The 17946-nt window shown below is 72.6% G+C and carries 12 protein-coding genes and 1 pseudogene; 7 read left to right on the forward strand and 6 right to left on the reverse strand.

The features are described from left to right. Positions 1-66: 66 nt before the first annotated feature. Together ACSRUE_RS17170 and ACSRUE_RS17175 are read left to right on the forward strand one after the other, a co-directional pair. Complete coding sequence (locus ACSRUE_RS17170) at positions 67-2607, forward strand: tetratricopeptide repeat protein (RefSeq protein ID WP_441291931.1); 2541 nt, start codon at positions 67-69, stop codon at positions 2605-2607. Positions 2608-2717: 110 nt separating this feature from the next. Next, positions 2718-3998 (forward strand): aspartate kinase, encoded by a 1281-nt coding sequence (locus tag ACSRUE_RS17175; RefSeq protein ID WP_441291932.1) that lies wholly within the window; start codon positions 2718-2720, stop codon positions 3996-3998. Positions 3999-4060: 62 nt separating this feature from the next. Here the strand turns inward: ACSRUE_RS17175 and ACSRUE_RS17180 are convergent, their stop codons facing one another. Further along, positions 4061-5758 (reverse strand): hypothetical protein, encoded by a 1698-nt coding sequence (locus ACSRUE_RS17180; protein ID WP_441291933.1) that lies wholly within the window; start codon positions 5756-5758, stop codon positions 4061-4063. Positions 5759-6116: 358 nt separating this feature from the next. On the opposite strand from ACSRUE_RS17180, the gene ACSRUE_RS17185 reads away from it, so the two are divergent. From ACSRUE_RS17185 to ACSRUE_RS17200, 4 genes and pseudogenes are all read left to right on the forward strand, one after another. Continuing rightward, entirely contained in the window at positions 6117-6455 is a 339-nt protein-coding gene (locus ACSRUE_RS17185; RefSeq protein ID WP_437765244.1) for a DUF4911 domain-containing protein, read from the forward strand. Positions 6456-6462: 7 nt separating this feature from the next. Continuing rightward, positions 6463-7185 carry a hypothetical protein gene (locus ACSRUE_RS17190; RefSeq protein ID WP_441291934.1) on the forward strand — a complete coding sequence of 241 codons (723 nt, stop codon included), beginning with the start codon at positions 6463-6465 and terminating at the stop codon, positions 7183-7185. Then, positions 7182-7745, forward strand: coding sequence for a TlpA family protein disulfide reductase (locus tag ACSRUE_RS17195; RefSeq protein ID WP_437765246.1), 564 nt, complete (start codon positions 7182-7184; stop codon positions 7743-7745). Before ACSRUE_RS17190 ends, ACSRUE_RS17195 begins: the two co-directional genes overlap by 4 nt. 7 nt (positions 7746-7752) lie before the next feature. Continuing rightward, positions 7753-7929 (forward strand): annotated as a pseudogene (locus ACSRUE_RS17200) (VOC family protein); the annotation flags it as partial. 85 nt (positions 7930-8014) lie between these two features. Here the strand turns inward: ACSRUE_RS17200 and ACSRUE_RS17205 are convergent. From ACSRUE_RS17205 to ACSRUE_RS17220, 4 genes are all read right to left on the reverse strand, one after another. Beyond that, on the reverse strand, positions 8015-8857 hold the full coding sequence (locus ACSRUE_RS17205; protein WP_441291935.1) for an SHOCT domain-containing protein: 843 nt from the start codon (positions 8855-8857) through the stop codon (positions 8015-8017). Between the two features lie 99 nt (positions 8858-8956). Further along, positions 8957-10234 carry an aminotransferase class I/II-fold pyridoxal phosphate-dependent enzyme gene (locus ACSRUE_RS17210; RefSeq protein WP_441291936.1) on the reverse strand — a complete coding sequence of 426 codons (1278 nt, stop codon included), beginning with the start codon at positions 10232-10234 and terminating at the stop codon, positions 8957-8959. Positions 10235-10371: 137 nt separating this feature from the next. Further along, the gene (locus ACSRUE_RS17215) at positions 10372-12318 is read right to left on the reverse strand and encodes a 2-hydroxyglutaryl-CoA dehydratase (RefSeq protein WP_441291937.1); all 1947 of its coding nucleotides are present in this window, start codon (positions 12316-12318) and stop codon (positions 10372-10374) included. A gap of 71 nt (positions 12319-12389) precedes the next feature. Continuing rightward, a complete protein-coding gene (locus tag ACSRUE_RS17220; protein ID WP_441291938.1) occupies positions 12390-15998 on the reverse strand; it encodes a BadF/BadG/BcrA/BcrD ATPase family protein in 3609 nt (1202 codons plus the stop codon). 393 nt (positions 15999-16391) lie between these two features. Between ACSRUE_RS17220 and ACSRUE_RS17225 the strand changes: the two genes are divergently transcribed. Then, positions 16392-17099: a TetR/AcrR family transcriptional regulator gene (locus ACSRUE_RS17225; protein ID WP_437765251.1), complete on the forward strand. Its 708-nt coding sequence runs from the start codon at positions 16392-16394 to the stop codon at positions 17097-17099. 53 nt (positions 17100-17152) lie between these two features. On the opposite strand, the gene ACSRUE_RS17230 is transcribed toward ACSRUE_RS17225, so the two are convergent. After that, complete coding sequence (locus ACSRUE_RS17230) at positions 17153-17881, reverse strand: glutamine amidotransferase (protein WP_441291939.1); 729 nt, start codon at positions 17879-17881, stop codon at positions 17153-17155. Between the last annotated feature and the right edge of the window lie 65 nt (positions 17882-17946).

Below are 17946 nucleotides of genomic sequence, written 5' to 3' on the forward strand. Positions count from 1 at the left end.
CGTCTCGTCCGGCGCGATCGCCGTGAACTCGCCTGACATGCCGCCGGGTTGATACCCTTGGCGGGTATGGCTGCTGGACAGAGGCGCGGCCGGCCGGCGCGCGCGCTGGGCCTTGCGCCGTCGATCCGCGCGCTCGCGCCCGGCGGCGGCGCGGCCCCGCGCCCGCCCGACGACCGCCCTGTCCTCCGGCTCGCCGTCAGCAAGGGCGCGCTCGCCATCGAGCTCGGGGAGCCGTTCGCGCTCGGTCCGCTCCGCGTCACCGAGCTCGTGGTGCGGCTCGCCGGGATCCGGTTCCCCGTCGACCTCTCCGGCGGCGTGGCGCGCTTCCGGCACCGGCGTGGCCAGCTCGTCCGGCTCGCCGTCGAGGCGCAGGGGACCGAGCTCGCCGGCTGGGCCGCGCCGCGGCTGCGCGGCCTCCTCGGCGACGGCGCGCCGCAGCTCCTCATCGCGCCCATCGAGGACGGCGCGCTGGTCGCGCTGCGATCCGGCGAGACGGCGCTCGCGTTCGACGTCGCCGTGGCCCCGGGGGAGCGCGCGCTCAGGCTCCTGCCGGCGCGCGCCCGCGGCATCGGCCTCGCCGCCCCGCCGCACGCGCTCGCGCTGCAGGCGCTGTCGATGATGGCGGGCGCGCACGGGCGCCTCGTCGAGGGCGCGATCGTCCTGGACGCCGCGGTCGAGCGGATCGTCCGCCTGCTCCTGCCCGCGGCAGGCGCGAGGGCGCCCGCGGTGGAGGGGGTGCAGTGGGCCGTGGTCACCGCGGAGGCGGGCCGCTTCCGCGCCGAGGGCGCGCTCGGCGCGGCGCCTCCCGCGCTGGGCGACCGCGCGCTCAGGGCGCTCGAGGCGGCCGAGCTCGCGGGCGCCGCCGACGAGCTCGCGTCCGCGGGCGGGCTCGACGAGGCGCGGCGCGCCTACCTCGCCGCGCTGGAGCGCGCCCCGCGGCACCCCGAGATCTCCTCGCGCCTCGCCTGGCTCGACCTCGTGATCGGCGAGCGCGCCGAGGGGGCGCTCTCGACTGTCGTCGACGCCATGCCCGCCGTGGACGCCGGCCTCCTCGGCGGCGCGCTCCTCGAGGCGGTCGGCGATCATGACGGCGCGTTCTCCGCGCTCGCGCGCGCCGCGCACGCGGAGCCTTACGGCCCGCTCGCCGCGCTCGCGTGGCTGCGCGCGGCGGCGCTCGCGGACACCGTCGACGTGCGCCTCGACGCGCTGAACCTCGGCGTCGCGCGCGCGCCCGGGATCGAGGCGCTGCGGTGGGCGCGATTCCATGCGCGGCTCGACGTCGCCGACGTGCGCGGCGCGCTCGCGGACGCCGAGCACCTCGAGGCCTCCGCGCGCGGCGCCGAGGCGCGCCACGCCGTGTCTCGCAGGGCCGCGGAGGCGTTCCTCGCGCGGGGCGACGCCGCCGACGCGCGGGTGCTCTTCGAGCGGGCGCTCCGCTACGCGCCGGAGAGCCCCGACGTGGTCGCGGGCCTCGGGCGCTCGCTGCGGGCGGCCGGGGAGGGGAGGCGCGCGCTCGACCTCCTCGCCCGGGCGCGCGCCCTCGCCGCGCGCAGCGGCGCGCCCGCGTGCGCGCTCGACCTGGAGCTCGGCCGAGGCCTCGCGGAGATCGCGGGGGATCTCCCGGCGGCGATCGCGCGCGTGCGGAGCGTCCCGCCCGGCGTGCCGGAGGCGCTGGAGGCGCGGCTGCTCGAGGGCCGCTGGTGCGCCGGGCTCGGCGATCTCGGGGGAGCGTCGGTCGCGCTCGGGCGGCTGCGCGACGCGGTGGAGCTCGCCCTCCAGGGCCGCGCGGACGACGCGGGCCCCGCTCGCGCGAGGGGAGCGCCGTTCGGCGACGGCGCCGCCGCCGTCGCGGCCCTGCTCGCCGAGGCCGCCGAGATCGAGGAGCGATCCCGGGGGGATCTCCTCGCGGCGCAGCGACAGCTAGGCCTCGCGCTGCGCCTCCGGCCGCGCGATCCAGGCATCACCGCCGCGTTCCGCCGCGTCTCGGGCGAGATCGCGCCGCCGGTCGCGCCTGCCCCGGCGCCGCCCGGCCCGGTCCAGCGGCCCCGCGCGGCCGAGCAGCGGATCGAGGTCCACGTCGCCGCCCCGCGCCGGCGCACGATCCCGCCCGAGCCCGTGGTGATCGCCCCGGCGCCGATCAAGCCTCCCCCTGTCCCCCGCGCGCCGGCCGCCCCGCCCGAGGCCGCGCCGATCGATCCCGGGACCATCGACGAGATGCCCACGCTCGATGGCACCGACACGTCGACCGACCTCACGGCGCCCATCCCCAACAGCGTCACGCTGGCGGAGGGGCAGGTGCCGCTGGCCCGCGCGTTCGGCGTCGACGACGAGCTCCTGGCCGAGCGGCTGGCCGATCGGCTGCGCGCCGATCCCGCCGACCAGGGGGTGGCGATGGCGCTCGCCGATGTGCTCGATCGGCTCGGCCGCGATCTCGATCTCCTCGCCCTGCTCTCGGCGCGGATGGAGGAGGGGGACGACGCCGTCCGTCTGGAGGTCGCGCCGCGGCGGCGGAGCGTGCTCGCGCGGCTCGCCGCCCGGGCGCGGGCCGAGGGGCGCGACTCCGAGGCGGAGCTCTACGAGATGCTGCTCCAGAGCGAGCTCGCCTGAGCGCGCCGCGCGGCCCGCGCCCTCGCGGCGGCGGCGCGCGCTTGGCCCACGCGTCGCGCCCGTGATAGCCCGAGCTCTTGCGCAGCGCGCGCAGCGCTTGGAGGTGCAGCATGGCCGAGCAGCCGTCGAACCGCGCCCAGCAGGAGGGCTCGCCGTGCGAGCCGGGCGCCCCGTCCGCGAAGGCGGGCCGTCCGATCATCGTGCAGAAGTACGGCGGCTCGTCGGTCGCCGACGTCGACAGGATCGGCAAGGTCGCCGAGCGCGTCGTCGCCGCGAAGCGCGCCGGCAACGACGTCGTCGTCGTGGTCAGCGCGATGGGCAAGACCACCGACGGCCTGCTCGCGCTCGCCCGGCAGGCGGCGAGCGCGGCCGCGGATCCTCCCCGGCGCGAGCTCGACATGCTGCTCTCGACCGGCGAGCGCGTCTCGATGGCGCTCCTCTCGATCGCCATCCAGGCCCGCGGCTTCGAGGCGATCTCGTTCACGGGCTCCCAGTCCGGCATCCTCACGAACGATCGCCATTTCGACGCGCGCATCATCGAGGTCCGCCCGTTCCGCATCGAGGACGAGCTCGCGCGCGGCCGCATCGTGATCGTCGCCGGCTACCAGGGGATGAGCTACCGCCGCGAGATCACGACGCTCGGCCGCGGGGGCTCCGACACCACGGCCGTGGCGCTCGCGGCGGCGCTGGGCGCCGAGCGCTGCGAGATCTACAGCGACGTCGACGGCGTGTACTCGGCCGACCCGCGGGTCGTCCCGGACGCCCGTCACCTGCCCGAGCTCGACTGCGCGGTCCTCCAGGAGATGGCCGAGTGCGGCGCGAAGGTCGTCTGCGCCCAGGCGGTCGAGTGGGCGCGGCGCTCCGGCGTGGCCCTGGTCGCGCGGTCGACCTTCGACGCCGGCCCCGGCGCGCGGGAGACGGTGGTGCGCCGGTTCGCGCCGGGCTCGGCGCCTCCGGCGATCGCGGCGCGCGCGATCGTCGCCGAGGGCAACGTCGTCCTCGCGCGGGCTGACGGCGGGCTCCGGCTCGACGAGGTCCTCCGCGCGGCGGGCGAGCTCGGGCTGGGCTTCCGGGATCTCTCCTTCGGTCACGGCGGCGGCGCGTTCGTGATCCCGCTCCTCAACGTGCCCGAGTGGCAGGGGGCCAGGCGAAAGCTCGCCGCGCTGCTGCCGTCGCTCGAGCTCGTCGAGGGGCTCGCGGCGGTCAGCGTCGTCGGCGACGGGCTCTCCGCGACGGCGGAGCCGCTCGCGCGCTTCGCGGAGGTCCTCGCGCGCGCCGGCATCGCGCCTCGGTTCACGGTCGCGGGCCCCCTGCGCCTCGGCGCCCTCGTCGACGCCGCGGACGTCGCGTCCGCGCAGCGCCTGCTGCACGCGTCGTTCGTCGGCGGCTGAGCGCGACGCGCGAGCGCCGGCTCGCCGCGCGAGCGCGTCGCTCGCGCGGCGGAGGACGACCGTCAGTGCTTTCTCTGTCGCGTGAGCGCGACGAGCCCCGCCCAGCACGCGACCCACACGACCTCGCGCGACGCGTCCCAGGCGATCGCCGCCGGTCCGATCGACGCGGCCTCCTCCTCGGGGGCGCCGGGGGGCGTCGCGCCGAGCTCGGCGACGAGCGTCGGGGCGGCGTTCGACGGCACGTGGACCAGCTGCGCCCGGCGCTCGCCCTCGCGCGCGACGAGCGCGAGCAGCGGCGAGGTCGCGTGGTCGCCCGCGAAGGCGAGGGCGACGACCACCGCGAGCCCCTCCAGCACGCGGAAGGTCTCGCCGCCGTTGCGCGACACGCAGAGGAGCCCGGCGCCGGAGATCGCGATCGCGCGCCCGCCGGCCGCCGCTGCGAGCCTGCAGTCGTCGGCCTCGGCCGCGCGCCGCGCCGCCCCCGACAGCGGCACGACCGGCGAGCCTTCGTCGTCGCCGCGGAGCCGCTCGAGCTGCGGTCCTTCGGCCGCGCTCGTGAGCGCGACGATCACCCCGTCGCTCGCGCTCATCCGGAGCACGCCGTCCCGCAGCGCGGGCCCGGGCGACAGGGAGAGCGCGCCCTTCGACGGAGACGGCGCGCCGTCGCGGCGGGGCGAGCCCGCGGCCACGGCGGAGCCGGTCTCCGGCGGCGAAACGACCGCGCCGGCCGCGGGCGACCACAGCGTCTTGCCGGCCAGCACCCACAGGCGCCCCGGCGTCGTCGCGAGCGTCACGGGCGCGCCGCCCGAGCCCCACGCGCCGAGCGTGCTCGCGCTCTTCCCCCGGTCGTCGCTCCGCAGCAGGTTGCCGCGGCGCGTGGCGATGAGGATCGCGCTGTCCGACAGCGCGATCGAGGACGCCGACGTGTCGATGCCGGCGCGGCGCGCGGAGAGCGCCCCCGCGTCGATGACGAGCACGGCCCCGCGCTCGCCGCCCGCCCGCTCCGCGCGGCGCGGGCGACCCCCCGATCGCGCGGCGGGCTCGCTCGCCAGCCCGGGCTCTGCGCCGGCGCTGCCTGCGACGACGTAGCCGCCGGCCACCGCGAGCGTGCTGCACGGGACGGCGGCGCCCGCGTCCTCGACGACGACCCAGGGCAGCGCATCCCAGACGGGGGCGTGATCGTCGGGGAGATCGGGCAGCTCTGCGAGCAGATCTTCGCCCTCGTACGCGCCGTCTTGATCCGCGTCGAGCGCCGGCAGCTCCCCCTCGTCCACGTCGTCCGCCGGGTCCTCTCCCGTCCCTTCCGCGCCGCCGTCGTCGCCGTGCGCCCCGCCGTGATCGTCGAGATCGTCCTGCTCGGCGTCGCTCTGCTCGACGGCCTCATCGGACAGCCATGTGCTCGCGTCGGCCTCCGCGATCCCCTCGTGGAGCGCCCCGACGTCGACGCCTTCTTCCGCCGGCTCGTCCTCCCCGGTCCCGCCGTCGTCCAGAGCGAGCTCGACGCCGATCTCGAGGTCGCTCGCGTTCGCGTCGTCGAGCCCCTGCTCCGCGTCGTCGAGCGTCTGCAGGAGGTCGTCGAAGCCCTCGTCGCCCCCTTCTTCCTCGTCGTGCCCGAGCGGCGGCAGATCGAGCAGCTTGCCGTCGTTCTCGTCGTGCTCGTCGTGCTCGCGCTCGTCGTCGACGGCGGTCTTCGGCTGCGGCGCCGGGCACGTCTCGCGGCGCTCCTCCATTCGCTCGCTGCAGGCTCGTGAGGCTGACATCGGCGGGAGTGTAGCGCCCCTCGCGGCGCTTTCGCCCCGCGCGGCGATCCTCGAGCGCTCCGTGGCCCCAGAGCCCGCCTGCCCCGGCTCGCGGCGGTGGCTCTCGTCGGCCCTCGTCTGGTTCGGGCCCGCGGCCCGTCGCCTCCGGACGACGCCGCCGGCGAGCCGCCAGTGCAAATCATGACGGATGGAGGTGAGCGGCCCGACGATCTCGCGCCGCTTTGGTGAGCTCGAGAACGCCGCGGGGCCCGCGGATCGAGGGAGGGACGCGGCCTCTTGACGCGGCGAGGAGGCTGGCCATCCCCGCCGGGTGTGCCCGCTGGATCCCTCCGGCGAGCGGTGCTTAGCTCCGCCGTCCATGGGCCGGAACGACAGCAATTCCAGGCGAGTCGCGTCCGCGCCTCTGGCCGGCGGGCAGCCCTCGGGGGCCGAGGAGCAGCTCGGGCCCGCGCGCGGCCCCCTCTCGATCGCGGATGCGAGCGCCGGGATGCTGGTGCAGCACGTCCTGGTCCATCCCGCGGACGTCGTGTTCGTGAAGAGCATCGTCGAGGCGAGCGACGGCGTCGCGCTCCTGTTCGCGGAGCGCGGCGGAGAGCTCACGCTCGCGGCGCCGCTCGGACGGGGCGACGAGTTCGCCGAGCTCCTGCGCGATCTGGAGCGCGACGTCGGGGCGCGTCGCCGCGACGCGCTGCGCTGAGGGTGGCATGACGGAGCGCCGCGACCCGAGTTCGGTCGATCTCCTCCAGGAGCCCTCGCTGGACGCCGCCGCGCCCGACGGCGCGGCGCAGGGCCTGCCCGCGTCGTCGGGCGCGCTGCTCGACCCGCGTATCCTCGCCGCCTGGCGGGAGTGGCTCGCCGCGCTCGCGACCGACGCCGAGGCGGCCATCGCCGCGGCCCACGTGTACGGGGAGCTCGGCCCCGAGGCGCGCGAGGCGTGGCTCGACGTCCTCGCGGAAGACGCGCCCAAGCTGCAGGTGCCCGCGGTGGCGATCTATGCGCCGCTCCTGTCGGTCGAGAGCGACGCCGGGCGCCGCGAGCGGATCGAGGTCGCGATCGAGGGGGGGGAGCGCGCACCGCGCCCGGCGGGCGGCTTCGCGCTGCGCGGCGTCGCCGCGGGGGGCGATCGCGTGGTGGCGCTGGTGACGCCGCTCTATTTGCGCTTCGTGCGGGTGCTCTGGTGTCGCTATCTCCCCGAGGATGGCATCGCCTGGGCGCGGCACGATCCCCTCGTCCGCGCGGAGGACGCCCCGGGTCCGGGGATCCTGCTCGACGGCGCGCAGCTCGAGGCCACGCCGATCAAGCTGGTCATCGAGGAGCTGTGCCATGCCGTCCTGGCGCAGCGGCGCAAGGGCGCCGAGCTCCCACCCTCGCTGCAGCTCTGCGCAGATCTCTTCGACGCCCACCTGGAGGGTGATCCGCTGCCATGAGGTCGCTCGCGCCTGTCTGCACGCCGCTCTTGCTGCTCGCGATCGGCTGCGGCGGGGGCGGCGACGCCGTCCGGGAGCCGGCGGCGGGGCCGCCGGTCGCCGCGCCGGGCCGGGCGCCCGGCCCGGTGCGGAGCTTCTCGTACGAGACCCTCGACGGCCGCGAGCTCTCGACCGGGTCGCTCTCGGGCAGGTTCAGCGTGATCGGCTTCGTCGCGACCTACGATGTGGCGTCTCAGGCGGAGGCGCGGTTCCTCGCGGGGCTGTTCCGCGATCACACGCCGCGCGTCAACGCGGCGCTCCTGGTCCTCGAGGCGAGCGAGAACCGGCCGCTCGTCGAGGCCTTCGTCGCGGCGCTCAAGCTCCCGTACCCGGTGGCGCTCGCGGACGCCCCGACGATCGCCGGAGAGGGGCCCTTCGCCGGGCTGCACCACGTGCCGAGCGTCGTCGTCCTCGACGCAGGGGGCCGGGAGGTCTTCCGGCACGTCGGTCTCATCACCCAGGAAGCGCTCGAGGAGGTCCTCCGCGGCCTCGAGCGCGAGAGCGCGCGGCCCGCGCGGTAGGCCAGGCGCCTGCGTCGCGAAGACGCGGGCCGACGTCGACGCGTTCTACCGGGCCGCGCTCGCCGCTGGAGGCGTCGACAACGGTCCGCCGGGGCTACGGCCGCAGTACCACCCGGGCTACTACGGTGCGTTCGTGCGTGATCCTGATGGGCACAACATCGAAGCGGTCTGTCACGGCGGGTGACGGCTGACGGAGCGCGGCGAGCGCTCCTCTCCGGCGCTCGCCGCCCGCTCCTCCTCGCCCTCGGCGATTGTCCTTATCCTCGTGCTCAGAGCCTGCCGAGGAGTTCTGTCTTCTTCGCAGCGAACTCCTGCTCGGTGATGAACCCCTTTTGCCGCAGATCGGCGAGTCGCTCGATGGCGGAGAAGATATCCCCTTCCTGCGCCGGAGCAGGGCGGGGGAGGGCGGCGTCCGCCTGCGCCGGAGCGGCCGCTTGCGCCGGAGCGGGCGGGGCGATCGGCGCCTGCTTCACGGCAAGGTCGCCGGAGAGGATTGGCAAGCTCAGCACGCTCACCACGCCGTACTGGCTGGTGAACGTCACGGACGCCCCCGACCCTTGCTGCTGCGACACGCCGCCGATCTGATGATCGAGCGTGTCATAGACGCTGACGCGCCCGTCGACCTCGACGGCCAGGCGCCGCGCGCCGGGGAAGTAGGCATATCGGACGTTGTTCTGCGATCCGCTGGAGCTCGGCACGCCGAGCTCCCCGGGCCACCAGCTGCCCGAGCCCCCTCCCGACCCCGGGACGAACAGGCTGACCGGCGAGCCCCCAAAACCTCCACTGCCACCTTGCTGCTGCTGCTGACCGCCCTGCGACGGATAGCTCGGGGGCGCTGGAACGAACGGCTGGCTGGACAGCAGGCTGGACAGCTCGGAGCACAGGCCGTCCACCTTGGCCTTGAGGCCGTTGTTGAACATGTCCCCGACCATGGTCATGCCGCCCAGCATCCACTGCCCGCCGCCGCCCAGCTCGGGGTGGTAGAACTGCGCCATCGTTCCATGGCCGTTCACGAGCGCCTGCAACAACGTCATCACCGCGTCGGTGCTGACGAAATAGCGCTGTGACAGGTCGGAAACTCTCTGCTGACCTTCGAGGGTGAGTTGCTGCATGGTGAGGCGCTCCGAGAAGGAGCGCCCACCCTTGCACTGCGGTGCGTCGATCGCAATGCGGGCGAGCGACGATGACGGCGATGACCGCGATGACGGCGATCAGCCAGCGAGCTTGCGGACGCTCGCGAGCTGGACACAGACCGCGACGACATCCATCGCGACGCGGATCTGATCCAGCGGCGGCATCGAGGGCGCGACCCGGATGTTGCGGTCGCGAGGATCGCGGCCGTACGGGTACGTCGCGCCGGCGCCGGTCAGCTTCACGCCCGCCTTGTTGGCCAGGCGCACCACCTCCTTCGCACAGCCGTCGAGGGTGTCGAGGCTGACGAAGTAGCCGCCGCGCGGCGAGGTCCAGGTGGCGATGCCCTTGCCGCCGAGCTCGCGCTCGAACGTGGACGTCACCGCCTCGAACTTGGGCCGCATGAGCTCGGCGTGCCGCTGCATGTGGCTCAGCAGGCCCTTGAAATCCTTGTAGAACCGCACGTGCCGCAGCTGGTTCACCTTGTCCGGACCGATGGTCTGGATGCCGAGGTGCTTCTTCGCGTCCGCCACGTTCGCGGAGCTGGACGCCATGGCGGCGACGCCGCTGCCGGCGAACGAGATCTTCGACGTGGAGGCGAAGACGAACGGCCGGTTGGGGTGGCCCGCGGACTGGCACGCAGGCACGATGTTCGCGAGCGGGTCGCCCTCGGCGTAGAGGTCGTGGACCGCGTAGGCGTTGTCCCAGAAGAGGCGGAAGTCGGGGGCCGCTGTCTTCATGGCCGCGAGCCGGCGCACGACCTCGGGGCTGTACGTGGTGCCCGTGGGGTTGGAGTACTTCGGCACGCTCCACATGCCCTTGATGGTCGCGTCCTCGGCGACGAGCTTCTCGACCTGATCCATGTCCGGACCGTCGTCGCGCAGGTCGACCGTGATCATCTCGATGCCGTGGTGCTCGCAGATCGCGAAGTGGCGATCGTAGCCGGGGCTCGGGCACAGGAACTTCACCTTGGGCTGCTTCACCCAGGGGCCGCTGCCGTCCGGCACGCCGTGGACGAGCGCGCGGACCACCGCGTCGTGCATCATCGTCAGGCTGCTGTTTCCGCCGACGATGACCTGCTCCGAGGGGACCTCGAGCATCTCGGCGAAGATGGCCTTCATCTCGGGCAGGCCGTCGAGGCCGCCGTAGTTGCGCGTATCCGAGCCGTCCGAGGCGACGACGTCGCCCGCGCCGGGCAGCGCGAGCATGCCGTTCGCGAGGTCGAGCTGCTCGGACGACGGCTTGCCGCGCGTCATGTCGAGCTTGAGGCCGCGGGCTTCAAAGGCAGCAAAACGCGCCTCGAGCTCACGGGTGAGCGAGGCAAGAGCATCGGGAGACAACGAGCGCAGTTCGGTCATGGCGCGCGATATCTAGCAGAATTTCGTGCGTGCGTCGCGGCCGGACGGCGCGCGGCGGGCGGGGTGGCGCGGCGCTCGCGGAGAGGCTGAGGGTGCCGCCGGGCGAAGCTCGCCCGGCGGCGTCCGCCTCGTCCGCCTCACTCCGCGGCGATGGGCTCCACGCTGTTCTCCGCGTGGCTCACGTGGCGCACCTCGGGGTTGTTCTCGAAGTACGCCTTGCCGGCCAGGCGCTTGACCAGCGGGCTGAACCGCTCCGCGGCCTTGCCGCCGACGATGTCGCGGATCAGCGCGACGTCCTCGCGCGCCCGGGCGAGCGTCTCCGGAGCCGTGAGGAACTCCGCCGCCGCCTTCGCCTTGGCCGGGGCGGCCATCACGGCGTCGCGGAGCGCGCCCGCCGCCGCCCTGGCCTTGCCCACGGCGCGCTCGGCGGCCGTCTGCTTGATGAGCGGCGCCACCTCGTAGACCAGGTTGGCGGCCGAGCCGGCGACGCGGTGCGGCGCGTGGTGGAGCGGGCTCGCGTACTTCGGGTTCCTCTCGAGGAACGCGCGCACCTCGGCCTCCGTGACGCCGGCCTCCTCGTAGGCGCGGGTGAGCTCCTGCTCGGCCAGGATGCGCGCCTTGAACATGTACATCTGGATGCGCGAGTAGAAGTTCGTCGCGCCGTCGCCGCTCGTCTCCACCGCGCAGAAGATCGTCCCGGGGTAGCGCGACGTGATCAGCGACTGGACGCCGTCGGAGACGCCCGAGGAGGGCATGCAGCCGAACGGCTTCACGCTCACCGTCACGTGCGCCTTCGACTTCACGGCGTTCACGATGAGCTTGCCGACCTCCATGTGGCCCTCGCCGCCGCGGAGGTCGTTCGAGTAGTAGTCCTTCGCCACCTCCGCCACGAGCTCCATGTCCGGAAGGTGGTAGTCGAGCAGGCCGAGCGGCAGCGCGAACGCCTGGAAGCCGACGCGCAGCGCGCCCTCGGCGAGGCGCATCGTCGCGAGGCGCTTGGCCACGCCGAACTCGTCCAGGCTGGCGAGGCCGTAATTGCCCTCGTCGGCGCCGCGCAGGTCGTGCCGCTCGCGGGTGTCCCGGGCGCACTCCCAGATGTTGTAGAGCAGCCACGCCGTCGTGAGCTGGATGTCGTTCTCGCCGCCCTCGCTCTCGAGGAACTTCTGCAGGGCGTAGTTGCCGTCTCCCTCGGTCGTCATCGCCCAGAACTCGCCGATGATCGACGTCTTCGCCTTGGGCCGGAGCTTGTCCACCCGGACGCCCTCGAACTCCTTGCGCGCCTCGTAGAGCGCCTTGAACACGTTCGTCTGCTCGTAAAGAGCCTTGTAGAGGATGCGCTTCGCGCTCTCCATCGCGCGGTTCGTCGCGCCCGGCTCGACCTCGTAAGGCCGGATCCGGTAGCCCAGCGCGTTCAGCGTGTCGCCGCAGACGATGGCCTTGATGATCGCGATGAAGAAGGCGGGGTTCATCTCGAGCCCGACGTCGTCGCCCGTCGCCTGCGAGAGCCCGCCGGTCTGCTGGAAGAGCATGACCCGGAAGCCGTCGAAGCCGGCGTCCCGGAGCGCCTTCCTGTACTCGGTCACGTACATGCCGAACCGACAGGGCCCGCACGCGCCCGCCGTCAGGAACACGTAGTTCTTGATGATGTCCTCGGTCGACATCCCCTGCTTGTCGCGCAGGTCGATGAGGTGCTTCACGAGGCCGCCGACCGTGAAGTACGTCGGGTTGCACTGGCCGCGGTTGCCGAACTCCTTGCCCGTCTGCAGCCCCGCGCTGTCGCTCATCCCGAAGTAGTGGACGTTGTAGCCGAGGCCCTTCAGCGCGCCCTCGCACAGGAAGTCCTGCGCGGCGGTGAGGCCGCTGATGAGGAGCGTGACGCTCTCGCGCTCCTTCTTCGTCATCTTCGGCTTGAGCATGTTGTCGACCCACTGGCGCCGCTCGGCCTTGAGCCCGAGCCGCTCCCGCTCGGCCTCCTCGAACGCCCTGAGCTCCGCCTCGATGTCGACGTCGGTCTTGTTGGATCGCGCCTCGCCCACCAGAGGAAGGCGCGTCTTCTGCGTGGTCGTCGTGCTCGTATGTTGCATGGCGTGGCTTCCCTTCGCTTGGATGCTGGAAGGGGCGGCCCCGCCGTCCCCCCCTCGACCTTCGACGTGGTTCAGGCTTCCAGGGGGACGACGGTCCCGTCGGACTGCTTCTTCTTGAGCTGCACGAGGCCCGTCTTCGGCACCTCGGGGGGCGAGACCGGCGCGACGTAGCTCCGGACCTTCTCGGCGAGCGCGGCGATCTCCCGCTCGAGCGCGGGATCCGTGATCTTGCGCGCCGCCTGCTGGTCGCGCTTCAGCTGGAGCAGCTCGAGCCGCTTCTCCTCGATGCGCTGGACCAGCTGCGCCTTCTTCTTCGCCGCGTCCTCGAGCGCCTCCTCGTGCAGCTTGAGGCTGTGCGCGTACGTCTTCACGCGGATCTTGATCGACCCGCCCGGCTTGTTGGCGTCGATGTCGTGCAGCGCCGCGTACGGCGTGGCGCTCGAGCTCACGATGCTGTCGATGATCCCGTACGTCGGCGCGTCGTGGCCGCACTTGAAGCTCGAGAGATCGAGCAGGACGACGTTCGGGTGGCGGGCGGCGAACTTGGCCGCCCAGACCTTCTGCGCGCTGTTGGCCGAGTAGTTCTCCGGCCAGACGTCGTTGATGTCGAGCGGGTGCTGGCCGCTCGCGATCTCGTCCTTGAAGTACCGCGCGAGGTACTCCATGTCGCGCGGGATGGACCGCACCGAGAGGATCGGATAACCGAGCACCTGGAACTCCTCCGGGATGCCGTGGTTCAGGCCCGGGTCGGAGTGGTACGGCCGCCCGATCATCAGGATGGCGACCCGGTTCTCGGACTCGACCGTCTCGAGGATCGCCCGCCCCTTGTCCTGGAGGTCGCGCTCGAACTGCGAGAGCGCCCGCATCCCCTCGCGGTGCGCGTGATCGCTCTCGTCCTCGGTGACGCCGAGCCGCGGGCCCCAGGTCTCGAACATCCGGCGCGCCGTCAGCGTCATCTCGGAGAACGTGAGCGCGGGATCGAGGTACTCGATGCCGCGCGTCTTGAAGAAGTCGACCTCCTTCGTGAACGCCGCCTTCATGACGTCCGGCACGCCCGCGACGATCGGGCAGCTCGTCTTGTCCATCACCCCTTCGCCGAAGCTCGGCACATGGGTGAGGATGGGGAAGAAGATGTAATGGAGCTTCTTCTCGTCGCTGTGGTGGTGGAAGAGCAGGTTGTGGACGTGGGCCTGCGCCACCTTGGACGGGAAGCACGGATCGATGGAGCCGTATTTCCCGCCCTCGACCCACATCTCCTCGCTCGTCGCGTCGCTGAAGACGACGTTCTGCTTGGGGATACCGAGCGCCTCGAAGTAGGCGCGGTAATACGGGCCGGTCGAGTAGATGTTGAGGACGCGCGGGATGCCGATGCGGACGCGGCGGAGGCGCTCCCGCACCCCGGTGCCGCTCCGCCGGAACGGGCGCGTCGTCTCCACCCGGCGGATGCCGAGGAAGCCCTTCTTGACGACCGTGTCCTTCACCGGCGCGCCGTCCTCCGGGAGCGGGGCCGTGTCGTAGAAGTGCCGGAAGGCGAGCTTCGACTCGTAGTCGACGAGGTTCGGGAACTGCTTCGCGATCTTCTTCCGCTCGGCGACGAGCGCGAGCATCGCCTGCTCGCTCTCGACCGTGCCCTTCTCGCACGAGAAGCCCGAGATGTAGCGGCTCGTCGTCCCGTCAGGCCGCTTCGTGTCGATGAAGGTCCGCTTGCACTCGTTCGGGCAGAAGTGGCAGACCGTCTCCTCGTCGTTCTTCGTCGTGTACTCGAGGGCGATCGCCGCGTCGATCCCGATGAACGTCGACCGGCCCTTGCGCTTCACCACCCGGAGCGTCTCGAACGCGGCGCCGAGCGCGCCGGCCTCGCCGGTGTGCGGGTGGACGAACACCTCGGCGCCGGGGACGCGCTCCTTGATGTAATCGACCTGCGCCTTGACCGCCGCGAGGTTGTACTGCGTGCCGCCCTGCAGCACGTAGCGCGTGCCGAGCGCCGCGAGCCGCGGGATCTGCACGACGTACTGCCACACGTTCTTCGGCAGCACCTGGGCGAGCCCGGCGAGCAGCTCCTCCTTCGAGAAGCCCTCCTTCTGGAAGTTCACGCGGTCCGTGTCGAGGAAGACGGCGCAGCCGTAGCTGAACTTCGGCGCGAGCTCGGCGCCGAACGCCGTGTCGGCGTACTCGGTCACCTTCAGGCCGAACTGGTCGGCCATCGCCTGGAGCAACATGCCGTTGCCCGCAGAGCACGAGTTGGAGAGGCGGAAGTTCGCGATATCGCCGTTCTTCATGAACAGGACCTTGATGTCCTGTCCGCCGATATCGCAGATGACGTCGACGTCGCCGAAGAACTTCACCGCGCTCATCATGTGGGCGACGGTCTCGACGATGTTGACGTCGGCGCGCATGCACTCCTGGAGCACGTCGGCCGCGTACCCGGTGCCGCCGAAGCCGAGCACCTCGAGCGTCGCGCCCTGATCGAGCACGTACTGCCGGAGCTGGGCGAGGAGCTCCTTGGCGTCCTGGATCGGGTTGCCCTTGGAGAGCTGGTAGGCCTTGCAGACGATGTTCCCGTCCTCGTCGATGAGCACCGCCTTCGACGAGGTGGAGCCGCCGTCGAGGCCGATGACCCCGCGCACCACCTGGCCGGGCGCGAGCTCCATCGGCCTGAACCTCGGGATGCTGTAGAGCTTCCGGAACTCGTCGACCTCGTCCCGGGTCTTCACGAGCGGCGGGCCCGCGCTCTCGCCGAGCCGGGCCTTCCTGCCGTTCGTCATGTACTCGACGAGCCCCGACTTGCCGGCGTAGCGGCCGACCTCCGGCGCCTCCTTGAGCCCGTACACGCACGCGCCGAACGCCGCGTAGTACTGCGCGTTCGCCGGGACGAAGATCGTCTCCTCGACCGGCTGGTCCTTCGGCCAGCTGTAGCCGCGCTCGTCCCAGGTCTCGGGGATCCGCTTGCGCCAGCACTCCTGGAGGAAGGGGAGGTAGGTGTTGGGGCCGCCGAGCAGGATCACCTTGTGCTTCAGCGTCGAGCCGCGCGTCAGCACCGACAGGTTCTGGAGGACGATCGCGTCGGCGAGCGAGCAGAGGATCTCCGTCGAGGGGATGCCGCTCTTCACGAGGTTCACGATGTCCGTCTCGGCGAAGACGCCGCACTTCGCGGCGACGTGGTGGAGCTTCGAGTCGTCGAAGTGGATCTTCACCACCTCCGTCGACGGCAGGCCCACCTTGATCATGCACTTGTCGATGGTGGCGCCCGTGCCGGAGGCGCACTTGTCGTTCATCGACGGCGCGGCGGTCTTGTCGCCCGTCTTCTCGTCCCGCTGGAAGATGATGATCTTTGCGTCCTGCCCGCCGAGCTCGATGACGCTGCCCACGTCCGGGTGCAGGTTCTCGACCGCGAGCGTGACCGCGTTGACCTCCTGGACGAACTTCGCGCCCAGGCCGGGGCAGAGGGGCGCGGCGCCCGAGCCCGTCATGAACACCCGCCAGCTGTCCCTCGGCGACGCGGGGAACGACGCCTCGATGGTCTCGAGGAGCTCGAGCACCTTCTCCGGCTGCTTCGTCTGATGCCGCTGGTAGTCGCTCCAGAGGATCTCGAGCGTCTGCGGGTCGAGCACGACGGCCTTCACCGTCGTCGAGCCGACGTCGATGCCGACCACGACCGGTTCCTGGATCTGCCTTCCCATCGGGGCTCCTCCCACCGCCGTCGCCGGTCCCCAGCGTCCGACTGACTGGCTGGTCAGTCGTGATGGCTACAACGGGGTGCCTGGGAAATCAAGCAATCCGGTGCGTCTTGGTCGCCGCACGACGCCGTTTTTCGGCCATCTCGGGCCATCGCTGCGTCCAGGGTGCAAGGTTCCGACGTCGCGCTCGGTTGCGACCGGTTGCGACCGGTTGCGCTCGGTTGCGACCGGTTGCGACCGGTTGCGTCTGACGGCGCGTGGCGCCCTCCAGCGTCCGCGTGTCGTGCGCTGTGCCGCGAACTTTCCGGGACTTTTCGGGCGGCGGGCCCGCTCGACGCCGGCGGGGGAGACATCGGTCCCCAGATGGCGGGCCGGTGATGGTAAAGCGACCGGCCCATGGACAAGGCCGAGCGCCGCCAGGCGCTCCTCCGCGCCGCGCGTACCGTGTTTTCCGAGAAGGGGTATCACGAGGCGAAGGTCGACGACATCGTCGCGCTCGCGAAGGTCGCGAAGGGGACGTTCTACCTCTACTTCCCCGACAAGCGCTCGGTGTTCGGCGAGCTCGTGCGCGGCCTCTTCTCGCGGCTCGGCGGCGCCATCCTGCGCGTGGACCCGTCGGCGGACGTCGAGGCGCAGGTCAAGCACAACATCCGCGCGATCGTGGCCGTCCTGCTCGACGATCCGGCGCTGACGAGCATCCTCCTGTCGCACGCGGCCGGGCTCGACCCGGCGTTCGTCAAGGAGCTGCGGGCGTTCCGCCAGGAGGTGAAGCTCCTGCTGCAGCAGAGCCTCGCGGAGGGGCAGCGGCTCGGCGTCATCGAGCCGGGGGACACCGAGCTGTACGCGACGTTCACGATCGGCGCGCTGAAGGAGGTGCTGTTCGAGAACGCCCTCGAGGAGCAGGCCCGCCCGCGCGAGCGCATCGTCACGGCGCTCCACGATTTCCTGCGGCGCGGCTACCTCCGGATGGACCCCGCGGCCGGGCTCGCGGCGCGGGGCCCGGAGGGCGAGCGCGCCGCGCCCGCGGCGGGGGACGCCCCCGGCGAGGCGCCGGAGCGGGCGAGCCCGTCGCGCGGCCGGCGGGCCAGGCCGAGAGGCGACTGACCGGCGCGTCAGTCAGGGCAGGGACTACCCAGGTCAGGTCGGCGCCGTAGGGATCAGGCGCCGCGCACGACCACGTGCCGGATGAAATTGTGCAGCGTCCGTGTGCCGAGCTGATCCGGCGCGATGGGGGCGAGGAGCGCCGGGACGTCGTGGCCCTCGGCCTGCAGGATCTCGCGCCGCCACGCGATGTAGCCGGCGATGACGTCGTGGTCCATCTCGGGGTGGAACTGCACGCCGTAGCACGTGCTCGTGAAGCGGATGACCTGGTGGTCGTCGAGCTCGGTGAACGCGAGGCTCACGGCCCGCTCGGGCAGCGTGCCGACCGTGTCGACGTGGGTCGCGTGCGCCTCGAAGCTCGACGGCAGGCCGTCGAAGAGCGGGTCGTCGGCGCGGCGCTGGACGCGGATCCTGCCGATCTCGCGGCCGCGCGGGTTCCGGACGACCTCGCCGCCGAGGGCCTGGGCGAGGATCTGGTGGCCGAAGCAGATGCCGAACGTGGGGGTGCCGGCGTGCACGACGCCGCGCAGCCACGCCTCGCAGCGGAGCATCCAGGGCTCGCGGTGGGGGACGTTGGCCGACGAGCCGGTGACGACGAAGGCGGCGGTCTCGGGGGCGCCGGGCGCGGGGAGCTCGTCCGTGCGGGCGTCGACGGCGGCGTATCCGCCGCCCCAGCTGGCGCCGATCGTCTGCTCGATCAGGTCGGCGAACTGGCCGCGTCGCTCGAGGACCGGGGGGACGGGCTCACCGGTCTTCACGATGACGATCTTCTTGCGATGTCGCACCCTTCCAACATAGCGCAGCGCCGCCGCCGGGCGAGGGCGGGGGCTTGGCAGCGCGGGGCCGGGGC

Source organism: Sorangium sp. KYC3313, assembly GCF_052075895.1.
Taxonomy (GTDB): domain Bacteria; phylum Myxococcota_A; class Polyangia; order Polyangiales; family Polyangiaceae; genus Sorangium; species Sorangium cellulosum_B.